19 protein-coding genes and 1 riboswitch are annotated in these 19,118 nt (G+C 73.1%); of the genes, 10 read left to right on the forward strand and 9 right to left on the reverse strand.

Going from position 1 to position 19,118, the window contains the following annotated elements; genetic code table 11:
- The first annotated feature begins 1 nt into the window (after position 1).
- A riboswitch (cobalamin riboswitch) is annotated at positions 2-230 on the forward strand.
- Positions 231-259: 29 nt separating this feature from the next.
- Genes ACFY15_RS01535 through ACFY15_RS01555 form a run of 5 tightly spaced genes read left to right on the forward strand, consistent with a single transcriptional unit; the run spans position 260 to position 3,493 of the window.
- Entirely contained in the window at positions 260-961 is a 702-nt protein-coding gene (locus tag ACFY15_RS01535) for an energy-coupling factor ABC transporter permease (protein WP_390685437.1), read from the forward strand.
- On the forward strand, positions 958-1,305 hold the full coding sequence (locus ACFY15_RS01540) for an energy-coupling factor ABC transporter substrate-binding protein (RefSeq protein WP_390685436.1): 348 nt from the start codon (positions 958-960) through the stop codon (positions 1,303-1,305). Before ACFY15_RS01535 ends, ACFY15_RS01540 begins: the two co-directional genes overlap by 4 nt.
- A gap of 3 nt (positions 1,306-1,308) precedes the next feature.
- Positions 1,309-2,058, forward strand: a complete 750-nt coding sequence (gene cbiQ / locus ACFY15_RS01545) for a cobalt ECF transporter T component CbiQ (protein ID WP_390685435.1) — start codon at positions 1,309-1,311, stop codon at positions 2,056-2,058.
- Complete coding sequence (locus tag ACFY15_RS01550) at positions 2,055-2,876, forward strand: ATP-binding cassette domain-containing protein (protein WP_390685434.1); 822 nt, start codon at positions 2,055-2,057, stop codon at positions 2,874-2,876. Before cbiQ ends, ACFY15_RS01550 begins: the two co-directional genes overlap by 4 nt.
- A gap of 41 nt (positions 2,877-2,917) precedes the next feature.
- Positions 2,918-3,493, forward strand: coding sequence for a PadR family transcriptional regulator (locus ACFY15_RS01555; RefSeq protein ID WP_390685433.1), 576 nt, complete (start codon positions 2,918-2,920; stop codon positions 3,491-3,493).
- Positions 3,494-3,550: 57 nt separating this feature from the next.
- Here ACFY15_RS01555 and ACFY15_RS01560 read toward each other — a convergent pair whose 3' ends face one another.
- The 8 genes from ACFY15_RS01560 to ACFY15_RS01595 form a co-directional block, all read right to left on the reverse strand.
- Positions 3,551-3,763, reverse strand: a complete 213-nt coding sequence (locus tag ACFY15_RS01560; RefSeq protein ID WP_358892298.1) for an EF-hand domain-containing protein — start codon at positions 3,761-3,763, stop codon at positions 3,551-3,553.
- A gap of 132 nt (positions 3,764-3,895) precedes the next feature.
- Positions 3,896-5,083 carry a YncE family protein gene (locus tag ACFY15_RS01565; protein WP_390824869.1) on the reverse strand — a complete coding sequence of 396 codons (1,188 nt, stop codon included), beginning with the start codon at positions 5,081-5,083 and terminating at the stop codon, positions 3,896-3,898.
- Positions 5,080-5,883 carry a polysaccharide deacetylase family protein gene (locus ACFY15_RS01570; RefSeq protein WP_390685431.1) on the reverse strand — a complete coding sequence of 268 codons (804 nt, stop codon included), beginning with the start codon at positions 5,881-5,883 and terminating at the stop codon, positions 5,080-5,082. The genes ACFY15_RS01565 and ACFY15_RS01570 overlap by 4 nt, the downstream gene beginning before the upstream one ends.
- A 381-nt stretch (positions 5,884-6,264) precedes the next feature.
- A complete protein-coding gene (locus ACFY15_RS01575; protein WP_390685430.1) occupies positions 6,265-6,768 on the reverse strand; it encodes an ATP-binding protein in 504 nt (167 codons plus the stop codon).
- Positions 6,769-7,025: 257 nt separating this feature from the next.
- Positions 7,026-7,793, reverse strand: a complete 768-nt coding sequence (locus ACFY15_RS01580; protein ID WP_390685429.1) for an enoyl-CoA hydratase/isomerase family protein — start codon at positions 7,791-7,793, stop codon at positions 7,026-7,028.
- A gap of 86 nt (positions 7,794-7,879) precedes the next feature.
- Positions 7,880-9,064: an Ig-like domain-containing protein gene (locus ACFY15_RS01585; RefSeq protein WP_390685522.1), complete on the reverse strand. Its 1,185-nt coding sequence runs from the start codon at positions 9,062-9,064 to the stop codon at positions 7,880-7,882.
- Positions 9,065-9,282: 218 nt separating this feature from the next.
- Entirely contained in the window at positions 9,283-9,678 is a 396-nt protein-coding gene (locus ACFY15_RS01590; protein WP_390685428.1) for a choice-of-anchor A family protein, read from the reverse strand.
- 105 nt (positions 9,679-9,783) lie between these two features.
- Positions 9,784-11,028: an Ig-like domain-containing protein gene (locus tag ACFY15_RS01595; protein ID WP_390685427.1), complete on the reverse strand. Its 1,245-nt coding sequence runs from the start codon at positions 11,026-11,028 to the stop codon at positions 9,784-9,786.
- A gap of 247 nt (positions 11,029-11,275) precedes the next feature.
- On the opposite strand from ACFY15_RS01595, the gene glgX reads away from it, so the two are divergent.
- Positions 11,276-13,480, forward strand: coding sequence for a glycogen debranching protein GlgX (glgX, locus tag ACFY15_RS01600; RefSeq protein ID WP_390685521.1), 2,205 nt, complete (start codon positions 11,276-11,278; stop codon positions 13,478-13,480).
- Between the two features lie 104 nt (positions 13,481-13,584).
- The gene (locus ACFY15_RS01605; RefSeq protein WP_390685426.1) at positions 13,585-14,307 is read left to right on the forward strand and encodes a CDP-alcohol phosphatidyltransferase family protein; all 723 of its coding nucleotides are present in this window, start codon (positions 13,585-13,587) and stop codon (positions 14,305-14,307) included.
- On the opposite strand, the gene ACFY15_RS01610 is transcribed toward ACFY15_RS01605, so the two are convergent.
- On the reverse strand, positions 14,288-14,809 hold the full coding sequence (locus ACFY15_RS01610; protein WP_390824870.1) for an adenylyltransferase/cytidyltransferase family protein: 522 nt from the start codon (positions 14,807-14,809) through the stop codon (positions 14,288-14,290). The genes ACFY15_RS01605 and ACFY15_RS01610 overlap by 20 nt on opposite strands.
- Positions 14,810-14,967: 158 nt before the next feature.
- On the opposite strand from ACFY15_RS01610, the gene ACFY15_RS01615 reads away from it, so the two are divergent.
- The 3 genes from ACFY15_RS01615 to ACFY15_RS01625 are packed head-to-tail and all read left to right on the forward strand — an operon-like array spanning position 14,968 to position 19,111.
- Complete coding sequence (locus tag ACFY15_RS01615) at positions 14,968-16,173, forward strand: glycosyltransferase (RefSeq protein WP_390685520.1); 1,206 nt, start codon at positions 14,968-14,970, stop codon at positions 16,171-16,173.
- A complete protein-coding gene (locus tag ACFY15_RS01620; RefSeq protein ID WP_390685424.1) occupies positions 16,170-17,885 on the forward strand; it encodes a lipopolysaccharide biosynthesis protein in 1,716 nt (571 codons plus the stop codon). The genes ACFY15_RS01615 and ACFY15_RS01620 overlap by 4 nt, the downstream gene beginning before the upstream one ends.
- The gene (locus tag ACFY15_RS01625; RefSeq protein WP_390685423.1) at positions 17,882-19,111 is read left to right on the forward strand and encodes a hypothetical protein; all 1,230 of its coding nucleotides are present in this window, start codon (positions 17,882-17,884) and stop codon (positions 19,109-19,111) included. The genes ACFY15_RS01620 and ACFY15_RS01625 overlap by 4 nt, the downstream gene beginning before the upstream one ends.
- Positions 19,112-19,118: the final 7 nt, after the last annotated feature.

Consider the following 19,118-nt stretch of genomic DNA (forward strand, 5'->3'; position numbering starts at 1 on the left):
ATCGGTCCGGGTTGATACCGGTCCGTGCGGACGACTAGGGTCAGCTGGCCTTGGTGTTCGGGAAACCGGTGGAAAACCGGTGCGGCCCTCGCCACTGTGATCGGGAAGTCCAGCTCCACCCCCTGCGGGAGCCACTGGGACCGCACGGGAGACCGTGCGGACCCGGGAAGGCGGAGCCGGGGCGGCAGTACCCGTCAGCCAGGAGACCGGCCGGGGCGCGTACGTCCATCCACGAGGTGCTGGAGAGGTCTCCCAACTCATGCACATAGCCGAGGGGTTCCTGCCCCCGCTGCACGCGGCCGCCTGGGGCGCCGCGTCCGCCCCGTTCGTCGTCCACGGGGTCCGCGCCCTGACCCGCGAGGTGAAGTCCCACCCGGAGAGCACGCTGCTCCTCGGCGCGTCCGGAGCGTTCACGTTCGTCCTGTCCGCCCTGAAGATCCCCTCGGTCACGGGCAGTTGCTCGCACCCCACCGGGACCGGGCTCGGCGCCATCCTCTTCCGGCCGCCCGTCATGGCGGTGCTCGGCACGATCACCCTGCTGTTCCAGGCGCTGCTGCTGGCGCACGGCGGCCTCACCACCCTCGGCGCCAACGTCTTCTCGATGGCGATCGCCGGGCCCTGGGCCGGGTACGCGGCCTACAGGCTGCTGCGGAAATCCGGCGCGCCGCTGATGGTCACCGTCTTCTTCGGCGCCTTCTTCGCCGACCTGGTCACCTACTGCGTGACCTCGGTCCAGCTGGCGCTGGCCTTCCCGGACCCGGCGAGCGGCTTCCTGGGCTCCCTGGGGAAGTTCGCGGGCATCTTCGCCCTCACCCAGATCCCGCTCGCGGTCAGCGAGGGGCTGCTGACGGTGCTCGTGATGCGGCTGCTGATGCAGTCGAGCAGGTCGGACCTGGTCCGGCTCGGGGTCGCGAAGCTGACCGGCGGCGAGCGGACCGGGCAGGAGGCGACCGCCCGATGAGCAGGAACGCCAAGGTCAACACCCTGCTGCTGCTCCTGGTGGCGGCGCTGGCCGTGCTGCCGCTCGCGCTGGGGCTCGGCGAGGGCAGGGAGGAGCCTTTCGCGGGCGCCGACGCCCAGGCGGAGTCGGCCATCACCGAGCTGAAACCGGACTACGAGCCCTGGTTCTCCCCGCTGTACGAACCCCCCTCGGGCGAGATCGAGTCCGCGCTGTTCGCCCTCCAGGCGGCCCTGGGCGCGGGCGTGCTCGCGTACTACTTCGGGGTGCGCAGGGGCCGCCGCCAGGGCGCGGCGCAGGCCCTCGCCCAGGCGCAGGCGCCCGCCGAGCCCGCGCGGGAGCCGTAGCCTGTGCTGCCCATCGACGTCGCGGCGCACAGCAGCCGCTGGCGCGGCCGCCATCCGCTGGAGAAGGCCCTCCTGGGGTTCGGGCTGACCGTCACCGCGGTGTGCCTGCCCCCGTGGCCCGGCGGGCCGCTGGTAACCGCCGCGACCCTGGCCGTGCTGCTGGGGCCCGCCGGGGTGGCCGGGCGGCAGCTGTGGCGGGCCTTCCGGGTCCCGCTGGGGTTCTGCGTCACCGGGGCGCTGCCGCTGCTGGTGTCGGTGGGCGGCCCGGAGGGGTTCCTCGCGCCCGCTCCGGACGGGCCCCGGCACGCGCTGGACCTGCTGCTGCGCACCTCGGCGGCCTCCCTCGGGGTGCTGCTGTTCGCCTTCACCACACCGGTCTCGGACGTGCTGCCCCGGCTGGTGCGGGCCGGGGTGCCCGCGCCCGTGGTCGACGTGGCCCTCGTCATGTACCGGATCGGCTTCCTGCTGCTGGACTCCCTGGCGCAGGTCCGCCGGGCCCAGGCGGCCCGGCTCGGACAGGCCGGGCGGGCCGCCGCGTGGCGTTCGGTGGCCGGGCTCGCGGCGACCTCGTTCGTCCGGGCCTTCGACCGCGCCGCCCGGCTCCAGGAGGGGCTGGCGGGGCGCGGCTACGACGGCGCGCTGCGGGTGCTGGTCCCGCCGGCGGCGCTGTCGCGGCGGTTCCTGGCGGCCGCCGCCGCCCTGCTGGCCGCCCTGGTCGCGGGGACCCTCGTACTGAAGGAGCTGGGGCTGTGACCCCGTTGGTGGAGCTGGTCGGCGCCGGGTACGCGTACGAGGACGGGCCGACCGTGCTGTCGGGGGTGGACTTCGCGATCGCCGAGGGGCGGGCCCTGGTGCTGCTGGGCCGCAACGGCAGCGGCAAGACCACGCTGATGCGGTTGCTGAGCGGGGGCCTGCGGCCCGCGTCGGGCGCGCTGCGGCTGGAGGGCTCGGCGGTGGCGTACGACCGGCGGGGGCTGACCCGGCTGCGCACCACCGTCCAGCTCGTGGTGCAGGACCCCGACGACCAGCTCTTCGCGGCCTCCGTGGAGCAGGACGTGTCTTTCGGCCCGATGAACCTGGGCCTGCCCGAGGCGGAGGTCCGCGCGCGGGTGGACTCCGCGCTGGCCGCGCTGGACATCACCGCGCTGCGGGACCGTCCGACGCACCTGCTGTCGTACGGGCAGCGCAAGCGCGCGGCGATCGCGGGCGCGGTGGCGATGGCCCCGCGGGTGCTGATCCTGGACGAGCCGACCGCGGGCCTCGACCCGGACGGGCAGGAGCGCCTGCTGGACGTCCTGGCGGGGCTGCGGGCGGCGGGGACCACGGTGGTGATGGCCACCCACGACGTGGACCTGGCCGTGCGCTGGGCCGACGACGCGGCGGTGCTCACGCCGTCGGGGATACGGGTGGGGGCCGCCGGGGTCCTCCTGTCGGATCCGGAGCTGCTGGCGTCGGCGGGGCTGCGTCAGGCGTGGTCGCCGGCGGTGACGGCGTTCCTGCGGGCCCACGGGTTCCTCGGCGCGGACGTCCCGGGGCCGCGGGTGCCCGAGAGCCTGGCCGCGCTGGGCTGAGCCCCCACCGGGCCACGACGGCCCACACCTAACATGGCGGCATGTCGCTGCCTCATGCCATTCTCACCGCGCTGTTGGAGAAGCCCTCTTCCGGGCTGGAGCTGACGCGGCGGTTCGACAAGTCCATCGGCTACTTCTGGTCCGCGACGCACCAGCAGATCTACCGGGAGCTCGGGCGGCTGGAGGAGGCGGGGCTGATCCGGGCGCTGCCCAGCGAGATGCCCGTGCGGGGGCAGAAAAAGGAGTACGAGGTGCTGCCGGACGGCAGTGCCGAGCTGGCCCGGTGGGTGGACGAGGCGCAGGATCCCAAGCCGATGCGGGACGCGCTGCTGCTGCGGATCCGGGCGGCGGCGGTGGTCGGGCCGCAGGGGCTGGGTGCGGAGCTGCGGCGGCATCTGGAACTGCACCGGGCGCAGCTGGCGGAGTACGAGGCCATCGAGGCGAAGGACTTCCCGCCGGGGCGCGACGCGGACCCGGACCGGCTGCGGCGGCTGGTGCTGCACGGGGGGATCGCCCTGGAGGGCTTCTGGCTCGGCTGGCTGGAGGAGGCCCTCGGCGAGGTCGAGGACATGACCCGTCCCGACGCGGGAGGGGACGGACCGCCGGCCGGCGCCTGACGCGCCCCCGCCCCGGCGGGCGGGGCGGAGGCGGGCGCGGGGCCGTTCGGCGGGCCCTTACTTGTTCAGGTCGGCCCAGAACTCGTCGAAGCTCAGCAGCTTGTCGCCGTTGAGGTCCTTGGCCGCGATGATCGCGTCGGCGACCGCGGGGGTGACGAACGCGTCCCCCATCGCCCGCATGGCCGCGCTGTACTCGTCGGCCGTGATGACGCCGTCGCCGTTCGCGTCGAACCGGTCGAACGTCTCGCGTGCCTTGTCGATGTCCGCCACTGGGGCCACCCCTTCCTGGTGCTTGTTGACCGGCTCAGGGTAGCCGCACCGGGGGCGGGTCACGCCCACGGGTCCCGGGAGCCGTGCAGCCCCGGGACACCGTCGCTTCCCGCGCGGCGCGCGGAGGTCCGGTCAGCGGAAGATTCCCGTGTGGCCGAGGGAGTAGCGGCCGGGCTGCGGGTACACGGCCAGGCCGTGGGGTCCGCTGCCGACGGGGATCCTGGCCAGCTCCTTGCCGCTGGTAATGTCGATCGCGTAGACCTCGGAGTTGTAGCGGCCGGACAGCCACAGCACCTTGCCGTCGGCCGAGACCCCGCCCATGTCGGGGCTGCCCCCGTCGGGCAGCTCCCACTTCTTGGTGAGCTGCTTCTTCTTGAAGTCGAAGACCGAGATGCTGCCCTCGCCGCGGTTGGAGACGTACATCTCGCGGGAGTCGCGGCTGACGTAGAGGCCGTGGCAGCCCTTGCCCGTGGGCAGCAGCTTGGGGGTGTCGAACTTGTCGCCGCTGAGCACCCACATCCCGTGCGCCATCATGTCGGCGACGTAGAAGGTCTTCCCGTCCGGCGAGACCTTGACGTCCTGCGGCATCGCGCCCTCGAAGGGGAGCTTCTGCTGGGCGACGACCTCCATCTTCTCCGTGTCCACCTTGAGCAGCTCGCCGGAGAACTCGCAGCTGACGATGAAGTAGCGGCCGTCGAGCGAGAAGTCGGCGTGGTTGACGCCGAAGCAGGTCACCGGGACGGTCTTGACCCGGTTCATGGTGTGGGGGTCGCGGAAGACCAGCTCGCGGTCCATGGAGGCCATCACGACGGCGTACTTGCCGTTGGGCGTGAAGTAGAGGTTGTACGGGTCGTGGACCTCGACGGGCTCCCCCGCCTCGCCGGTGGCCGGGTTGATGGGGGTGAGGGTGTGGCCCCGGTTGTTGTTGACCCACAGGGTCTTCATGTCCCACGAGGGCACCACGTGCTGGGGCTGGACGCCGACCGGGATGGTGTCGACGACCTTGTAGGTGGCCGGGTCGATGACGGACACCGTGTTGGAGTTGGTGTTCGGCACGTAGACGCGCGAAGGGAAGTCCTTGACCACCGGGGAGAGCTGGTTCGGCCGGTCCGCCGCGTACACGTCGGCCGGATCGAGCACCGGGGGCATCCCCGGCAGCCCCGGCGGCACGGCCGGCAGGGCTTTGACGGGGTTGGCCGGCCCCTTGGAGCCGAGCGCCTCGGCGGGCGACTTGTCGCCCGATCCGCAGCCGGCCAGGGCGGCGAGGACCAGACCGGCCAGCAGCACGGTGGCCTTCCGGGGAAGGCGGGTGGTCGTCATGGGGTCAGCAGCTCCGTGGTGGTCACCGCGCGCAGCTCGCGGCGCGCGAGTTCTTCGAGGAGGGGCGGCATCGCGTCGACCGTGTCCGCGTAGCCGAAGTGCAGGCTCACCACCGATCCGCCGTGGATCGTCCCGGTGACGTTGCGGAGGACGGCCGCGGCGCCGGGCGAGGTGAAGTCGAGGGAGTCCACGTCGTAGGAGAGGACGTGCGGGTAGCCGGCCCGCTGGGCCAGCTTCTGGACGAGCGGGCTGGCGTACTGGGTCTGGGAGGGCCGGAACCAGGTGCCGATGGAGCCGGTGAGGCGCTTGAGGCGCTCGGCGCATCCGGTGATCTCGGCATAGGCCTCCGCTTCGGGCAGGGAGTTGATCGCGAGGTGGCGCTGGGTGTGGTTGCCGAGCTCGTGGCCGCCGTCGAGAATCCGGCGGGCCATGTCGGGGTGGTCGTCGAGCCAGGTGCCGATGGCCAGGACGGTGATCCGCGCGCCGGCCTTCTCCGCCTCGGCGAGCACGGCGCGGGCGGTGGCGGGGTCCCCGTTGCCGTGGAAGGTGAGTGCGACCTCGGGGCGGTCGAGCGGGCCGTGCGCGATCTCGACGGGCTGCCCGGGGAACCGGCGGGGGGCGGCGGCCGGGGCGGGTTTGGCGGCGCCGGGCCGGACGGCGTCGGGCCGGCCGGGGGCGACCTGGGCGGTCCGGGGCGCCGACGGGGCGCCACCGCCCGTACCGCAGGCCGCGGTGAGGGCGCCGGCGGCGACCGCCGCCGTGGCGCGCAGGGCGGTACGGCGGTCTGGGTAACAGAGCACCCGCCCATTTAAGAGGCGAACGCCCCCAAAGGTATTGATTGACCCATTTCGGGACCTTCGGTAGTGGCGTCCCGGGAGGCGATCGTCCGGCATTCGATCAACGAATTACACAGAGCAGTGGATAGTCATTCATGGATTGCGAGGCGAGTGGCTCACCTCACCTAAGATTTAGATGAAAACTCTTAGGATTTGCACACTTATGTCCGAGTAGGGACTTTTGGCGTTCGGGCCCTCGTCTGCCATAGTCGGAACCACGGCTTCCCATTGACCCGAGCGAAGCCCACCCGCCGAGGACCACACACCCCACCGGTCCTCGGCGCCCATGAAACCCCCGTAGCGCCCCACCTCGGCGACAGGGGGTTTCTGGCGTTGTGGGGGCGGTCAGCGGTCGGCGACCCGCATCTCGAACCAGGTGATCTTGCCGCGCGGCAGCAGGTCGGCGCCCCAGCGGTCGGACAGCTTGTCGACGAGGAAGAGCCCCCGGCCGGTGGTGTCCAGCTCGTGGACCGGCATCAGACAGGGCAGCCCCCGCGAGGGATCGCGCACCTCCACGCGGATCCAGCCGCGGCGGCGCAGCATGCGCAAGCCGAAGGAGCGGGCTCCGGTGTGGCGTACGGCGTTGCCGACGAGCTCCGAGACCAGCAGGACGGCGTGTTCGGCGATCTGCGGCGACAGGCCCCAGAAGCGGATCACCACGCTCTGGGTGAGCCGTCGGGCCGTCCCCGCGGACTCCGGCATGGACGGCAGGGTCACCTCCGCCTCCGCCGGGTTCCCGTGCAGCTCCAGCGCCTTGAGTCCCTGCTCTTCCTCGACCGCCGCCGTGAGCCGTACGGCCATAGCGCTGCCGCGCTGCCACGGCTGTTCCACACCCTCCAGGCCCGCCATGCCCCCATCATGGACGGCCGCCGCGCCCGCCCGGGCCGTTCCGGGGAATACACCCCCGGAATTGAGGGTTCCGGGAGGGCGCAATGGCATATGCAAGGGGCAACCGGCTTACTGCCAGGCCCTGTTGACCTGCGGGGACGGTCCACCGGGAGGCGATCACCCTCGGTTGATCAACCGTTTCGCCTTAAGGTTGCCTTAAGGCCTGGATAAACCACTCGCAGGGGTTCTCCCGGACGGCCGCACCGCGACGTCCGGGCTCAGACGAACTTGGCCTTGCCGGGGCCCTCCTCGACGAAGCTGCGCATGCCGCGCTCGCGGTCCTCGGTGGCGAACAGGCCCGCGAACCAGTTGCGCTCGATCGTCAGACCGGTGTCGATGTCGGCCTCCAGGCCGGCGTCCACGCACTCCTTGGCCGCGCGCAGGGCGATCGCCGGACCCTGGGCGAGCTTCGCGGCCCAGGCGTGCGCCTGTTCGTACACCTCGGCGGCGGGCACGACCCGGTCCACCAGCCCGAGAGTGAGGGCCTCGTCGGCCTTGACCATCCGGCCCGTGAAGATGAGGTCCTTGGCCTTGGAGGGGCCGATCAGCCGGGACAGCCGCTGGGTGCCGCCCGCGCCCGGGATCAGGCCGAGCAGGATCTCGGGCTGGCCGAGCTTCGCGTTGTCGGCGGCGATCCGGTAGTCGGCGCACAGCGCGAGCTCGCAGCCGCCGCCGAGCGCGTAGCCGGTGACGGCGGCGACGACGGGCTTGGGGATCCGGGCGACGGCCGTGAAGGCCTCCTGGAGGCCGCGGGACCGGGCGACCATGGCCGCGTGGTCCATGGTCTGCATCTCCTTGATGTCCGCGCCGGCCGCGAACACCTTCTCCCCGCCGTAGATGACGACGGCGCGTACGTCGGCGCGGTCGGTCGCCTCCACGGCGAGCTCACGCAGCCGGTCCTGGGTGGCGATGTCCAGGGCGTTCATGGGCGGGCGGTCCAGGAGGACGGTGCCGACGCCTTCGGAGACTTCGAGAGAGAGGGTCATACAGGGAAGGTTAGCGGCGGTTAACGAGAAGTGGCCCGGTGCTGTGGGTCACAGCACCGGGCCACCGGATCAGCTCGCCGATCCGCCTACTTCTTCCACTCCGCCCAGTCCATGTTCCAGCCGTTGAGGCCGTTGTCCGGGGCGATCTGCTTGTCCTTGGAGTTCTTCACGACCACCACGTCGCCGATCAGCGACTCGTTGAAGAACCAGGCGGCGGGGGTGTTCGGGTCCCCGGCGCCGCGCTCGTCCTCCAGGCCGACGCAGCCGTGGCTGACGTTCTCCGAGCCGAAGGTGCTGGAGGGGGCCCAGTAGTTGCCGTGGACGAAGGTGCCGGAGTTCGACAGGCGCATGGCGTGCGGAACGTCCGAGATGTCGTACTCGCCGCCGAAGCCGACGGTGGCGCCGTTCATCCGGGTCACCTTGTACTTCTCGCTGATGACCATCTGCCCGTTGTAGGTCGTCGTCGCGGGGGCGCCGGCCGTGATGGGAAGGGTCTTGATGACCTGGTTGTCGCGGACGACCTCCATCGTCTTCGCCGTCGCGTCCACCGTGGACACCTGCGAGCGGCCGATGGTGAAGGTGACCGTACGGGTCTGCTTGCCGTAGACCCCCGGGCGGCCCTCGACGCCGTCGAGGGCGAGCTTCACGGTGACCTTGGTGCCGGCGGCCCAGTACTTCTCCGGGCGGAAGTCGAGGCGGTCGTTGCCGAACCAGTGGCCCTCGATCGGCACGGAGGGCTCGGCGGTGACCGTGATGGCCTTCTCCACGGCCTCGGTGTTGGTGATGCCACGGGTGAAGTTGATCGACACCGGCATGCCCACGCCGACGGTCGAACCGTCCTCGGGGGTGTAGTGGCCGACGAAGGTGTTCTGCGGGGTGAGCGTGGTGAAGGTGGTGTCCTTGGCGGACTCCCGGCCGGCCTCGTCCTTGGCGACCGCGTGCACCTTGTACTCGGTGGCGGAGGCCAGGTTGCGGGCGGGCTCCCAGCCGGAGCCGTCGGGGGTCAGCTTGCCCTCGACCGCGTTGCCCTTGGTGTCGGCGACCGTGACCGTCGTCAGCTTGCCGCCGGTGCTGGAGACCTTCAGGACGCCGCTGGTGGCGACCTCCTTGGCGCCGTCGTCCGGCTTGACGTTGACGACGGCCTTCGAGGCCTCGGTGTTGGCCTTGGCCGCGTTGCCGCCGCCGGGCTTGCCGTTGTCGCCACCGCCGCCGCTCCCGGCGCTGCCGCCGCCGCTGCACGCAGTGGTGAGCAGAAGGGCCGCGCCCAGCATCAGGGCCGGCAGGCCGGTGCGGACGCGGCCGCGTATCGGCTGCACGTTCACTCGTGTTCTCCCCATGTCCCCCGCGCACGGACAGTCGCGCGCTTCGTCGACAGGTAATCACACGGGTGGCTTACGAATAGGCACGGTCATGTCACCGTTCCGTCCCAACTGCCTGCGGGGACGGACCGCGGTCACGGCCGGTGCGCGGGCACCGGCCGTCCCGTACGTCAGCCGCGGGGGGCGGCCCAGTCGCCGCCGAGGCCCGGGAGGCCGAGGCCGCCACAGCTCGAAGCGGGCGCGGCCAGCGGCCGGCCCTCCTCGTCGGTCTTCAGCACGGACTGCCGTCCCGTGACGGGCGGGCTGGGGGCGCACTGGGGCAGGTCCCCGTCGAAGGGGTGGGCGTGGAACTCGGCTCCGAGGCCCGTGGTCTCCGTCGGGCTGGTGTGGGTGACGCTGCCGGCGGTGAAGAAGCAGCCGTTGACGCCGATGACGGAAACGGTCGCGAGGGAGCAATCCGGGCCGATCAGGACGCTGCCGCCGAGCCGGGCGGAGCCGGCGATGCCGACCGTGCGGACGTCGGGGAAGTTCCACAGCAGCCGCTCGCGCAGCCCGGCCGGCAGCATGGGCTGACGGCCCTGCCAGGCTGCGGGCGGGGCCCGGCGTGGCGGACGGACGACACTCCCCGGCTACGGTATTCCGGTCCGGCGATCACTCGATTGCGGCGCCCGTCAGCTGATGGCGGAGCCCGCGACCCAGTCGGCCCAGGACATGTTCCAGCCGCCCAGCCCGTTGTTCGGCGCCACGGTCTTGTCCTGGGAGTTCACGACCTCCACCACGTCCCCGATCAGGGTCCGGTCGAAGAACCAGCCGGCCGGCGTGTCCGAGCCGCCGCCCTTGTCGTCGCGCAGGCCCACGCAGCCGTGGCTGGTGTTGGTGGTGCCGAAGGTGTCGGGGCTGGCCCAGTAGTTGCCGTGCAGGAAGGTCCCGGAGGCGGTGAGCCGGATGGCGTGCGGGACGTCGGGGATGTCGTACTCGCCCTTGCCGTCGTCGCTGGTGAAGCCGACGGTGGCGCCGTTCATCCGGGTGACGTCGAACATCTCCGTCACCACCATCTTGCCGTTGTAGGTGGTGTTCTTCGGGGCGCCGGCGCTGATGGGGATGGTGGACAGCAGCTCGCCGCCGCGCCGGACCTCCATGGTGTGCGCCGCCGCGTCGACGGTGGAGACCTGGGAGCGGCCGATGGTGAACCGGATGCTCTTGTCCTGGATGCCGTACGCCCCCGGCGCGCCCTCGACGTCGCGCAGCTTCATCCTCACAGTGACCTGGGTGCCCGGCTTCCAGTACTCCTTGGGCCGGAAGTCCAGGCGCTCGGAGCCGAACCAGTGGCCGACGACGGGCACGGCCGGCTCGGAGGTGACGGTGATGGCCCGCTCGACGTCGGCGCGGTACTTGACGCCCCGGCTGAAGTTGAAGGAGACGATCATGCCGGTGCCGACGGTGGAGCGGTTCTCGGGCTTGAAGTAGCCGATGAACCGCTCCTCGGGAACGTAGGTGGTGAAGGTGGTGTGGCGGGCCTGGCGGCGGTCGTGCCCGTCGAGGGCGACCGCGTCGACGGTGTACTTGGCGGCGAGCGAGAGCCGCCCGGCCTCCGGGTCGGGGCTCCAGCTGAGCCCGTCCGCGGCGATGGACCCGGGGACCTGCTCCTGCTGGGCGTCCTCCACCTTGGTGACCACGACCCGTTCCAGTCGGCCCTCAGGGACGTTGACCCGCAGCGGACCGTCGGCCGGGACCCCCTTGGCGTTGTCGGCGGGGGTGATGCGGATGGCCTCGTCGGGCGAGCGGGGTTTGCCGGGCAGCGCCACCTCGACCGGGGACCCGCCGTCCCCGGTGCAGCCGGTGAGCCCGCCCAGCAGCGCCGCCCACACCGCCACGGCGGCCCATCCCGCCCCTGCCCGCCTCGTCAGAAGTGTCACGTCCCGTCCAACGACGGGGGCCCTCCGGGGGAAACGTGAGGGCCGGACACGTTCCGGGTACGGCAGTCAGGGCAGAACAGTGGGAAGGACCAGACGGGGGCGGGCCGTGGCCGGGACGCCGGGCCGCACTCCCCCCGCCGGTACCCAGGAGCCGTGGAGGCGGGCAGTGTCGAGCGCAGCCGAGCAAGAGGCGGTGGATGCCGCCGCCAGCGATACCACCGAGGCCGCCCCCCGGGGCGGCCCCGACATGGACGCCGTACGGGACCGCGTCCAGGCGCGGGTGCTGCGGGCGGCCGCGCACCCGGGGCCACCGGTGTGGCCGGGGTCCTCGCATCCGCTGGGGGCCCGGTTCCACGAGGGCCCCGGCGGGGTCGCGGGCACCAACTTCGCGCTGTGGGCGCAGGGCGCGGAGGCGGTGGAGCTGTGCCTGTTCGACGCCCTGGGCACGGAGACCCGCTGCACCCTGACCGAGCTGACGCACGAGATCTGGCACGGCTTCGTGCCGGGCGTGCGGCCCGGGCAGCGGTACGGGTTCCGGGTGCACGGGCGCTGGGACCCCTGGACGGGGGCCCGGTACAACCCCGCGAAGCTGCTGCTGGACCCGTACGCGCGGGCCGTCGACGGGGACTTCTCGCTGCCGCCGGAGGTGTACGGGCACGTCCGGGACTGGCCGCAGCAGTACATCGCGGACACCGTGCGCGACGACCGGGACTCGGCGCCGTTCGTCCCGAAGGGGGTCGTCGTCCACGATGACGACGACTGGGCGGACGACGTCCGGCCGAAGACGCCCTGGGCCGATTCGGTGATCTACGAGCTGCACGTGCGCGGGTTCACCATGCGCCATCCGGGTGTTCCCCCGGAGCTGCGCGGCACCTACGCGGGGCTGGCGCATCCGGCGGCGGTGGAGCACCTGGTGGGGCTGGGGGTGACGGCGGTGGAGCTGCTGCCGGTGCACCAGTTCGCGCACGAGGACCACCTGCTCCGGCGGGGACTGCGCAACTACTGGGGCTACAACTCGGTCGGCTACTTCGCCCCGCACGCCGGGTACTCGGCCAGCGGGACCGCCGGGCAGCAGGTGGGTGAGTTCAAGCGGATGGTGCGGGCCCTGCACGCGGCGGGGATCGAGGTCATCCTGGACGTGGTCTACAACCACACGGCGGAGGCCGGGGAGCTGGGCCCGACCCTGTCACTGCGGGGCGTCGACAACCGGGGCTACTACCGGCTCCAGTCCGACCAGCGCCGCTACGCCGACTACACGGGCTGCGGAAACACCCTGCACGCCGGGCGGCCGCACGTGCTCCGCCTGATCACCGACTCGCTGCGGTACTGGGTCACGGAGATGGGGGTGGACGGCTTCCGCTTCGACCTGGCGGCGGCTCTGGCCCGGTCCATGCACGACGTGGACATGCTGTCGCCGTTCCTCGCGGTGATCGCCCAGGATCCGGTGCTGCGCCGGGTGAAGCTGATCGCGGAGCCGTGGGACGTGGGCTCGGGCGGTTACCAGGTGGGGGCGTTCCCGCCACTGTGGACGGAGTGGAACGACCGCTACCGCGACGCCGTGCGGGACTTCTGGCGGGGCGCGCTGCCCGACGTACGGGACCTGGGGTACCGGCTGTCGGGGTCGAGCGACCTGTACGCCTGGGGCGGGCGGCGGCCCTACGCCTCGGTGAACTTCGTGACGGCGCACGACGGGTTCACCCTGCGCGACCTGGTGTCGTACGAGCGCAAGCACAACGAGGCGAACGGCGAGGGCGACCGGGACGGGACCAACGACAACCGGTCGTGGAACTGCGGGGCCGAGGGCGAGACGGACGATCCGCGGATCGCCGCGCTGCGCCGGCGGCAGCTGCGCAACCTGCTGACCACGCTGCTGCTGTCGACAGGCGTGCCGATGCTGGTGGCAGGGGACGAGTTCGGGCGGACCCAGGGCGGCAACAACAACGCCTATTGCCAGGACAACGAGACGGGCTGGGTGGACTGGTCGCTGCTGTCCGATCCGGCGTGGAGCGGGCTGTTCGCGCTGGCCCGGCGGCTGGTCGCGCTGCGCCGGGCCCATCCGGTGCTGCGGCGGCGGGCGTTCTTCTCGGGGCGGGCGCAGGGCGCGGACGGGCTGCGGGACCTGGCCTGGTTCACCCCGGCGGGGGCGGAGATGACGGAGCGGGACTGGTACGCGCCGGCGTCCGCGGTGGGGCTGTACCTGTCGGGGCGGGACATCCCCGGGCGGGACGAGCAGGGGCGGCAGGTGGCGGACGACAGCTTCCTGGCGCTGCTGCACTCCGGGGACCGGCCGGTGGAGTGGGTGCTGCCGGGGCCGCCGTGGGCCGGGGAGTACGAGCTGGTGCTGGACACCTCGCGGGAGGAGCAGGAGGCCGCGCCGGGGACCCGGCACAGGGGCGGGCGGCCGCTGACGGTGCCGGCGCGGTCGGTGCTGCTGCTGCGGGTGGCGGGCTGAGGGGAGGCGGCCGGGCCGCGGGGGGTCCGCCGCCCCGTTCGCCCTGCGATGATGTGCCCTTTCCGTGAACATACGAACACATGGGCACACGAGGGGGAGTACGCATGTCGAGGGTGGGGACGGCGCTGCGGGAGCTGCGCGGGGCGCAGAAGTCGGCGAAGGGCGTGTCGCTCTACTCCCGGTTCGTGAACCGGCCCGCCGGCCGTTACCTGGCCGCCGGGTCGTATGCGCTGGGGCTGACACCCAACCAGGTGACGTTGGTCAGCGCCGCGTTCAGCTTCGCCGCCGTGGCGGCGGTCGCCCTCGCCGCGCCCTCGTGGGGGCTGGGGGTCGCCGTGTGGGCCGCCCTCGCGGCCGGCTTCGCCTTCGACTCCGCCGACGGGCAGCTGGCCCGGCTGCGCGGGGGCGGCAGCGCGGCGGGCGAATGGCTGGACCACGTCGTGGACGCCGCCAAGCTGACCGCGCTGCACTCCTGCGTGCTCATCGCCTTCTACCGCTTCCCCGACGCGTACGGCACGGGCGCGGACGGCTGGCTGCTGGTGCCGCCGGCCTTCCAGTTCGCCGCGGTGGTCACCTTCTTCGGCGGGCTGCTGACCGAGAAGCTCAAGCCCGGGGCCGCACCGGGGAGCCCCGCCGCCGCGCCGTCGACCCTGCGCGCGGTGGCGCTGCTCCCCGTGGACTACGGGGTGTTCTGCCTGGTGTTCCTGCTGCTCGGCGGCGGGGCGCTGTTCCGCTGGGCGTACGCGGGTCTGGGCGCGGTCGCCGCGCTGTTCCTGCTGGCGTTCCTGGCGAAGTGGTTCCGGGAGCTCAGCGCCGTTCGGCGGTGAGGGGTCCGGCCGGCGGCTGGTGCAGCGGAACGGCCTGCGGCTGGGCGAGGGCGTCCAGGGCCCGGCGCAGCTGGGTGCTGGACGTGTGCACGGTATAGGGGAAGTAGACGACGTCGACCCCGTGGGCGGCGAAGTCCCGTTCCAGCTTGTCCCCCTTGGGCGTGCCCCGCCAGTCGTCGCCCTTGAAGATGACGTCGAAGCGGACCTGCTTCCAGGTCTCGACCTTGTCCGGGACGGTCTCGACGAAGGCGGCGTCCACGTACTTGACGCTGCGGACGATCTCCAGCCGCTCGACCAGCGGGATCATCGGACGGCGGCCCTTGGCCAGTTCGGCCATCTCGTCCGAGACCACGCCCGCCACCAGGTAGTCGCACTGGCTGCGGGCGTGCCGGAGGATGTTGAGGTGTCCTATGTGGAACAGGTCGTAGGCACCGGGGGCGTAGCCCACCCGGTACGGCCGGCGCGCGGACCGCGCGGCATCGGACATGTGATGCTCCGTCATGAATAACCCCCCACAGGCCGCACCCCCCGGTGCGGCGGAATTACCAGACAATAGCGCGCACGTTCCACTGCCCGACGGTGAACGCATAGGGTGACGTGCGCATCATCCAGGGGAGAAGGGGACGTTCAGTGTCCACATCCGGCCACCGGCGGCTGTTGCTGGTTTCCACCAACTACGCCCCGGAGCACGCGGGCATAGGCCCGTACGCCACCCAGATCGCGGAGCACTGGGCGAGTAGCGGCCACGACACCCACGTCCTCGCGGGGATGCCGCACTACCCGGCCTGGTCCCTGGAACCCGAGTACAAGGGGGCGCTGCGGCGCACCGAACGGCGAGCCGGGGTCACCGTGCACCGGCGCGCGCACACCGTGCCGGCGCAGCAGACCGCCGTGAAGCGGGCCCTGTTCGAAGGATCGATTCTGCTGCACGGTGCCGTGGCCCCGCCCCGGATGCCGAGGCCGCATGCGGTGATGGCCCAGATGCCCAGCCTGGCCGGCGGGGTGCTCGCCGCGCGGCTCGCCGCCCGCTGGAAGGTCCCGTTCGTCCCGGTGGTCCAGGACCTGATGGGGGCCGCGGCCGCGCAGAGCGGGATCAGCGGCGGGGACAAGGCGGCCGCGCTGGCCGGGCGGGCGGAGGCGTACGCCCTCAGGCGGGCCGCGCTGGTCGGCGTCATCCACGAGACCTTCGTGGACCGGGTCGTCGGCATGGGCGTGGACCCCGCGCGGATCCGCCTGGTGCCCAACTGGTCGCACGTCCCCCGGCCCACCCGGCCGCGCGCGGAGACCCGCCACCACCTGGGCTGGGCGCCGGACCAGACCGTGGTGCTGCACTCCGGGAACATGGGCCTCAAGCAGGGCCTGGAGGTCCTCGTCGGCGCCGCGCGGCTCGACCCCCGCGTCCGCTTCGTCCTGATGGGCGACGGCAGCCGGCGCGCGGCCCTCGCGGCCCTGGCCGCCGACGTGCCCAACCTGGACATCATCCCCCCTGCCGCCGACGGGGAGTTCCCGGATATCCTCGCCGCGGCGGACGTGCTCGCGGTCACGCAGCACGCGGCCGTGCTGGACATGAGCGTTCCGTCCAAGCTCACCTCCTACTTCCAGGCCGGCCGGCCCGTCGTCGCCTCCGTCGCGGCGCAGGGCGGGACCGCTCAGGAGGTGGAGCGTTCGGGCGCCGGGGTGCTCGTACCGCCGGAGGACCCCGAGGCCCTGCTGGGGGCCGTCCGGTCCCTGGCGGAGGACCCCGAGGGCGCGGACGCACTGGGCGCGGCCGGTCCCGTCCACGTGGCGGCCCACCTGAGCCGTGAAGCGGGCCTGGCCCGCATCGACGCACTGATCGACGAAGCACTTGGGGGTCCCCAGTCGTGACCGAGACGAACCGCCCGGCAGCGGCCCCGCCCGAGGACGAACCGGACCTCCTGAGGGACCAGTTCAGGCAGCTCCTGCGCTACCGCCGGCTGCTCGGCGCCGGCGTGGGCATCGGCCTGCTGGGCGGCGTCTACCTCGGCATCTCCACGGCGGACACCTACGTGGCGGTCGCGGACGTGGTGCTGCGGGCCCCCACCGACGACCCGTTCAACCCGAGCCTGGCGCCCGACAAGGCGATCAACATCGGCTCCGAGCGGCAGGTCGCCCTCTCCAGCTCCATAGCCGAGCAGGCCGCGAAGACGCTCGGCGTCCCGGACAAGGGCGTGCCCGCGCTGCGCGCCGGCCTCCAGGTGACCAACCCGCCGCAGACGATGGTGCTCCGCTTCACCTACACCGCCTCCTCCCCCAAGGAGGCCGCCAAGCGGGCGAACGGCATGGCCCAGGCCTACCTGCACAAGCGGCAGGAAGCCCTCGACGTCACCCGCAACACGATGGTGAAGGGCTACGCGGACCAGCGCGACCCCGTCGCCAAGCAGCTCGACGACCTGGCCAAGCAGATCAACGCCATGCCGGCGGGCGCGGCCCGCGACGCGGCTCTGGGCTCCAAGACCGACCTCCAGAGCAAGGTCAACACCCTCAACAACAACATCACCAAGCTCCAGGCCCTGGACATGACCCCGGGACGGGTCACCAGCCCCGCGGCCCCGCCCGCCGCCGCCGACGGCCCGGGCATCCCCATGTCGCTCGCGCTCGGCACGGCCACGGGCCTGGCCCTCGGCCTGCTCGCCGCCTGGGTGCGGCTGGTCTTCGACCCGGCGCCGCGCTCCGAGGGCGACGTGGCCCGGGCCCTGCGCGCGCCCGTCCTGGGCTACCTGCCCCGGGACAAGACGGGCGGCGGTCCGCTGCTCGCGGCCGGCGAGGCCGATCCGCGGCTCGCCGAGGAGTACCGCTCGGTGGCCTTCCGGCTGGCCTACGACGCGCGCTTCGCCGACCGGCGCCGGCTGCTGGTCGTCGCGCCGCGCGGCAGCAGCGAGACGGCCGCCGCGGTGGCCGTGAACCTGGCCGCCTCCTTCGCCGAGACCGGCAAGGACGTGCTGCTGATCGAGGCCGACCTGCGCACGCCGGTGCTGGCCAGCCAGCTGCCGACGGACGCGGGCGGGCGGCCGCGCTGGAGCCGGATGACCGGCGGCCCCGGTACGGGCGGGCCCGAGTCCGACTGGCCGGACGGACGGCAGCTGGTGGTGGACGCCGGGGAGTCGGGCGCCTTCGACCTGATCCCGGGCGACCGGGTGCGCAACGTGGCCCGCGCGCTGACCTCCCCGCGCGCGACCCGGCTGATCTCCGAGGCCGACTCCCCCAACTCCACCGTGGTCGTGCTCGCGCCGCCGGTGCTCTCGTACGCCGACGCGCTCGCGCTCGTCGACCGCGTCGACGGGGTCCTGGTGGTCTGCGACCCGCGCGCGGTGCACCGCAGCGACCTGGCCCGGATCCGCGAGCTGATCAGCGGGGCCGGCGGGACCGTGCTGGGCGCGGTGCTGCACTCCCCGTTGCCGGGCGAGAAGCGCGGCAGGGGCAAGGGGGCGTCCGCGGCCTCCGCCCCGGGGGGCGTGCAGCCTCCGGCGGCCCACGAGGCGGACGCCGCCGGGGGGCTGCTCCCGGGCGAGGGCGGCGACACCGTGGCCCTGCGCACGGTCCGTTCGGGCCGGCGGTGAGCCGGCGGGGCCTCGCCGCGGTCTCCTCGGTCCTGGACCAGGCCGCCTCCAGCGCCACGAACATCCTGGTGCTGGTGCTGGCCGCCCGGCTGTCCTCGGCGTCGGGCTTCGCCGACTTCTCGATGGTGTACGTGGCCTTCAGCGTGCTCCTCGGGCTGAACATGGCCTACGTCGGCCAGACCGTGGTGCTGGAGAAGGGCACGGGGCTGGGGGCGGTGTGCCGCTCCTCGGTGCTGTTCACGGCCGGCGCGGCCGCCGTGGCCGGGCTGCTGCTGGCCGCGGCGGGCCCCCTGGTGCCGGGGGACGCCGGCGGGGCGTTCGCCGCCCTGGGGCTCGTCCTGGCGCCGGTCCTCGTCCAGGACGGGCTGCGGTACTGCTTCTCCGCCCTACGGGTGCCCGAGCGGGCGCTGGCCGCCGACGCGCTGCGGCTGGTGTGCGTGGTCGCGGCGCTGGCCGTCCAGCCGCAGGGGGCTTCGGCGGGACGGCTGGTGCTGGTGTGGGGGCTGTCCGCGCTGCCCGCGCTGGGGCTGGGCCTGTGGCTGCTGCGGCCGTACGTACGGGGCACCCGCGCCGATGTCCGGCCGTACCTGCGGCGCGGGCACCTCGGGCAGCGGTTCGTGGTCGAGTTCGCCGTGGGCAACGGCTCCAGCCAGCTCGCGGTGCTGGGTCTCGGGGCCTTCGCGACCCCGCTGGCGGTGGGCGCGCTGCGCGGGGCCACGACCCTGTTCGGTCCGCTGAACGTGCTGTTCAACTCGGCGAACGCCTTCGGGCCGCCGATCGTCGGGCGGGCCTCCGGCAAGCGGGGCGTGGTCCGGCTGACCTCCCTGACGGGCGCCGTCCTCGCGCTGGTCGGCGCCGGGTGGGCGGCCGTGCTGTACGCGCTGCCGGACCGGCTGGGCCGGCAGCTGCTGGGAGACACCTGGGAGGCGGCCTCCGCGCTCCTTCCGGCGACGGGCGCCCAGTACGCCGTGATGGGCCTGGGGACCTGTGCGCTGCTGACCCTGCGGGTGCTGAACCCGAAGGCCACCCTGTCGTTGCAGGTGGTGTTCTCGCTGCTGTCGGTGCTCCTGCTGCTGGGCGGGTACGCCGCCTGGGGCGTGGCCGGGGCCGCCTGGGGCCTGGCCCTGGGCTCCGCGGCGAAGGCGGCGGCGGGCTGGCTGCGGGTCGCCCGGCTGGAGCCGCCGGCCCCGGTCCCGGCACCGGCCGCCGCGCAGGACGCGGCGTAGCCGCGCC

The sequence above is a fragment of the Streptomyces sp. NPDC001373 genome (assembly GCF_042895815.1).
Taxonomy (GTDB): Bacteria; Actinomycetota; Actinomycetes; order Streptomycetales; family Streptomycetaceae; genus Streptomyces.

What these genes read in the sequence shown, in the direction of transcription:
- ACFY15_RS01535 (WP_390685437.1), top strand. Translation starts at nt 260, where the DNA reads ATGCACATAGCCGAGGGGTTCCTGCCCCCGCTGCACGCGGCCGCCTGG.
- ACFY15_RS01540 (WP_390685436.1), top strand. Translation starts at nt 958, where the DNA reads ATGAGCAGGAACGCCAAGGTCAACACCCTGCTGCTGCTCCTGGTGGCG.
- ACFY15_RS01555 (WP_390685433.1), top strand. Translation starts at nt 2,918, where the DNA reads ATGTCGCTGCCTCATGCCATTCTCACCGCGCTGTTGGAGAAGCCCTCT.
- ACFY15_RS01565 (WP_390824869.1), bottom strand. Translation starts at nt 5,083, where the DNA reads ATGACGACCACCCGCCTTCCCCGGAAGGCCACCGTGCTGCTGGCCGGT.
- ACFY15_RS01575 (WP_390685430.1), bottom strand. Translation starts at nt 6,768, where the DNA reads ATGGCGGGCCTGGAGGGTGTGGAACAGCCGTGGCAGCGCGGCAGCGCT.
- ACFY15_RS01580 (WP_390685429.1), bottom strand. Translation starts at nt 7,793, where the DNA reads ATGACCCTCTCTCTCGAAGTCTCCGAAGGCGTCGGCACCGTCCTCCTG.
- ACFY15_RS01585 (WP_390685522.1), bottom strand. Translation starts at nt 9,064, where the DNA reads ATGCTGGGCGCGGCCCTTCTGCTCACCACTGCGTGCAGCGGCGGCGGC.
- ACFY15_RS01590 (WP_390685428.1), bottom strand. Translation starts at nt 9,678, where the DNA reads ATGCTGCCGGCCGGGCTGCGCGAGCGGCTGCTGTGGAACTTCCCCGAC.
- glgX (WP_390685521.1), top strand. Translation starts at nt 11,276, where the DNA reads ATGGACGCCGTACGGGACCGCGTCCAGGCGCGGGTGCTGCGGGCGGCC.
- ACFY15_RS01605 (WP_390685426.1), top strand. Translation starts at nt 13,585, where the DNA reads ATGTCGAGGGTGGGGACGGCGCTGCGGGAGCTGCGCGGGGCGCAGAAG.
- ACFY15_RS01610 (WP_390824870.1), bottom strand. Translation starts at nt 14,809, where the DNA reads ATGACGGAGCATCACATGTCCGATGCCGCGCGGTCCGCGCGCCGGCCG.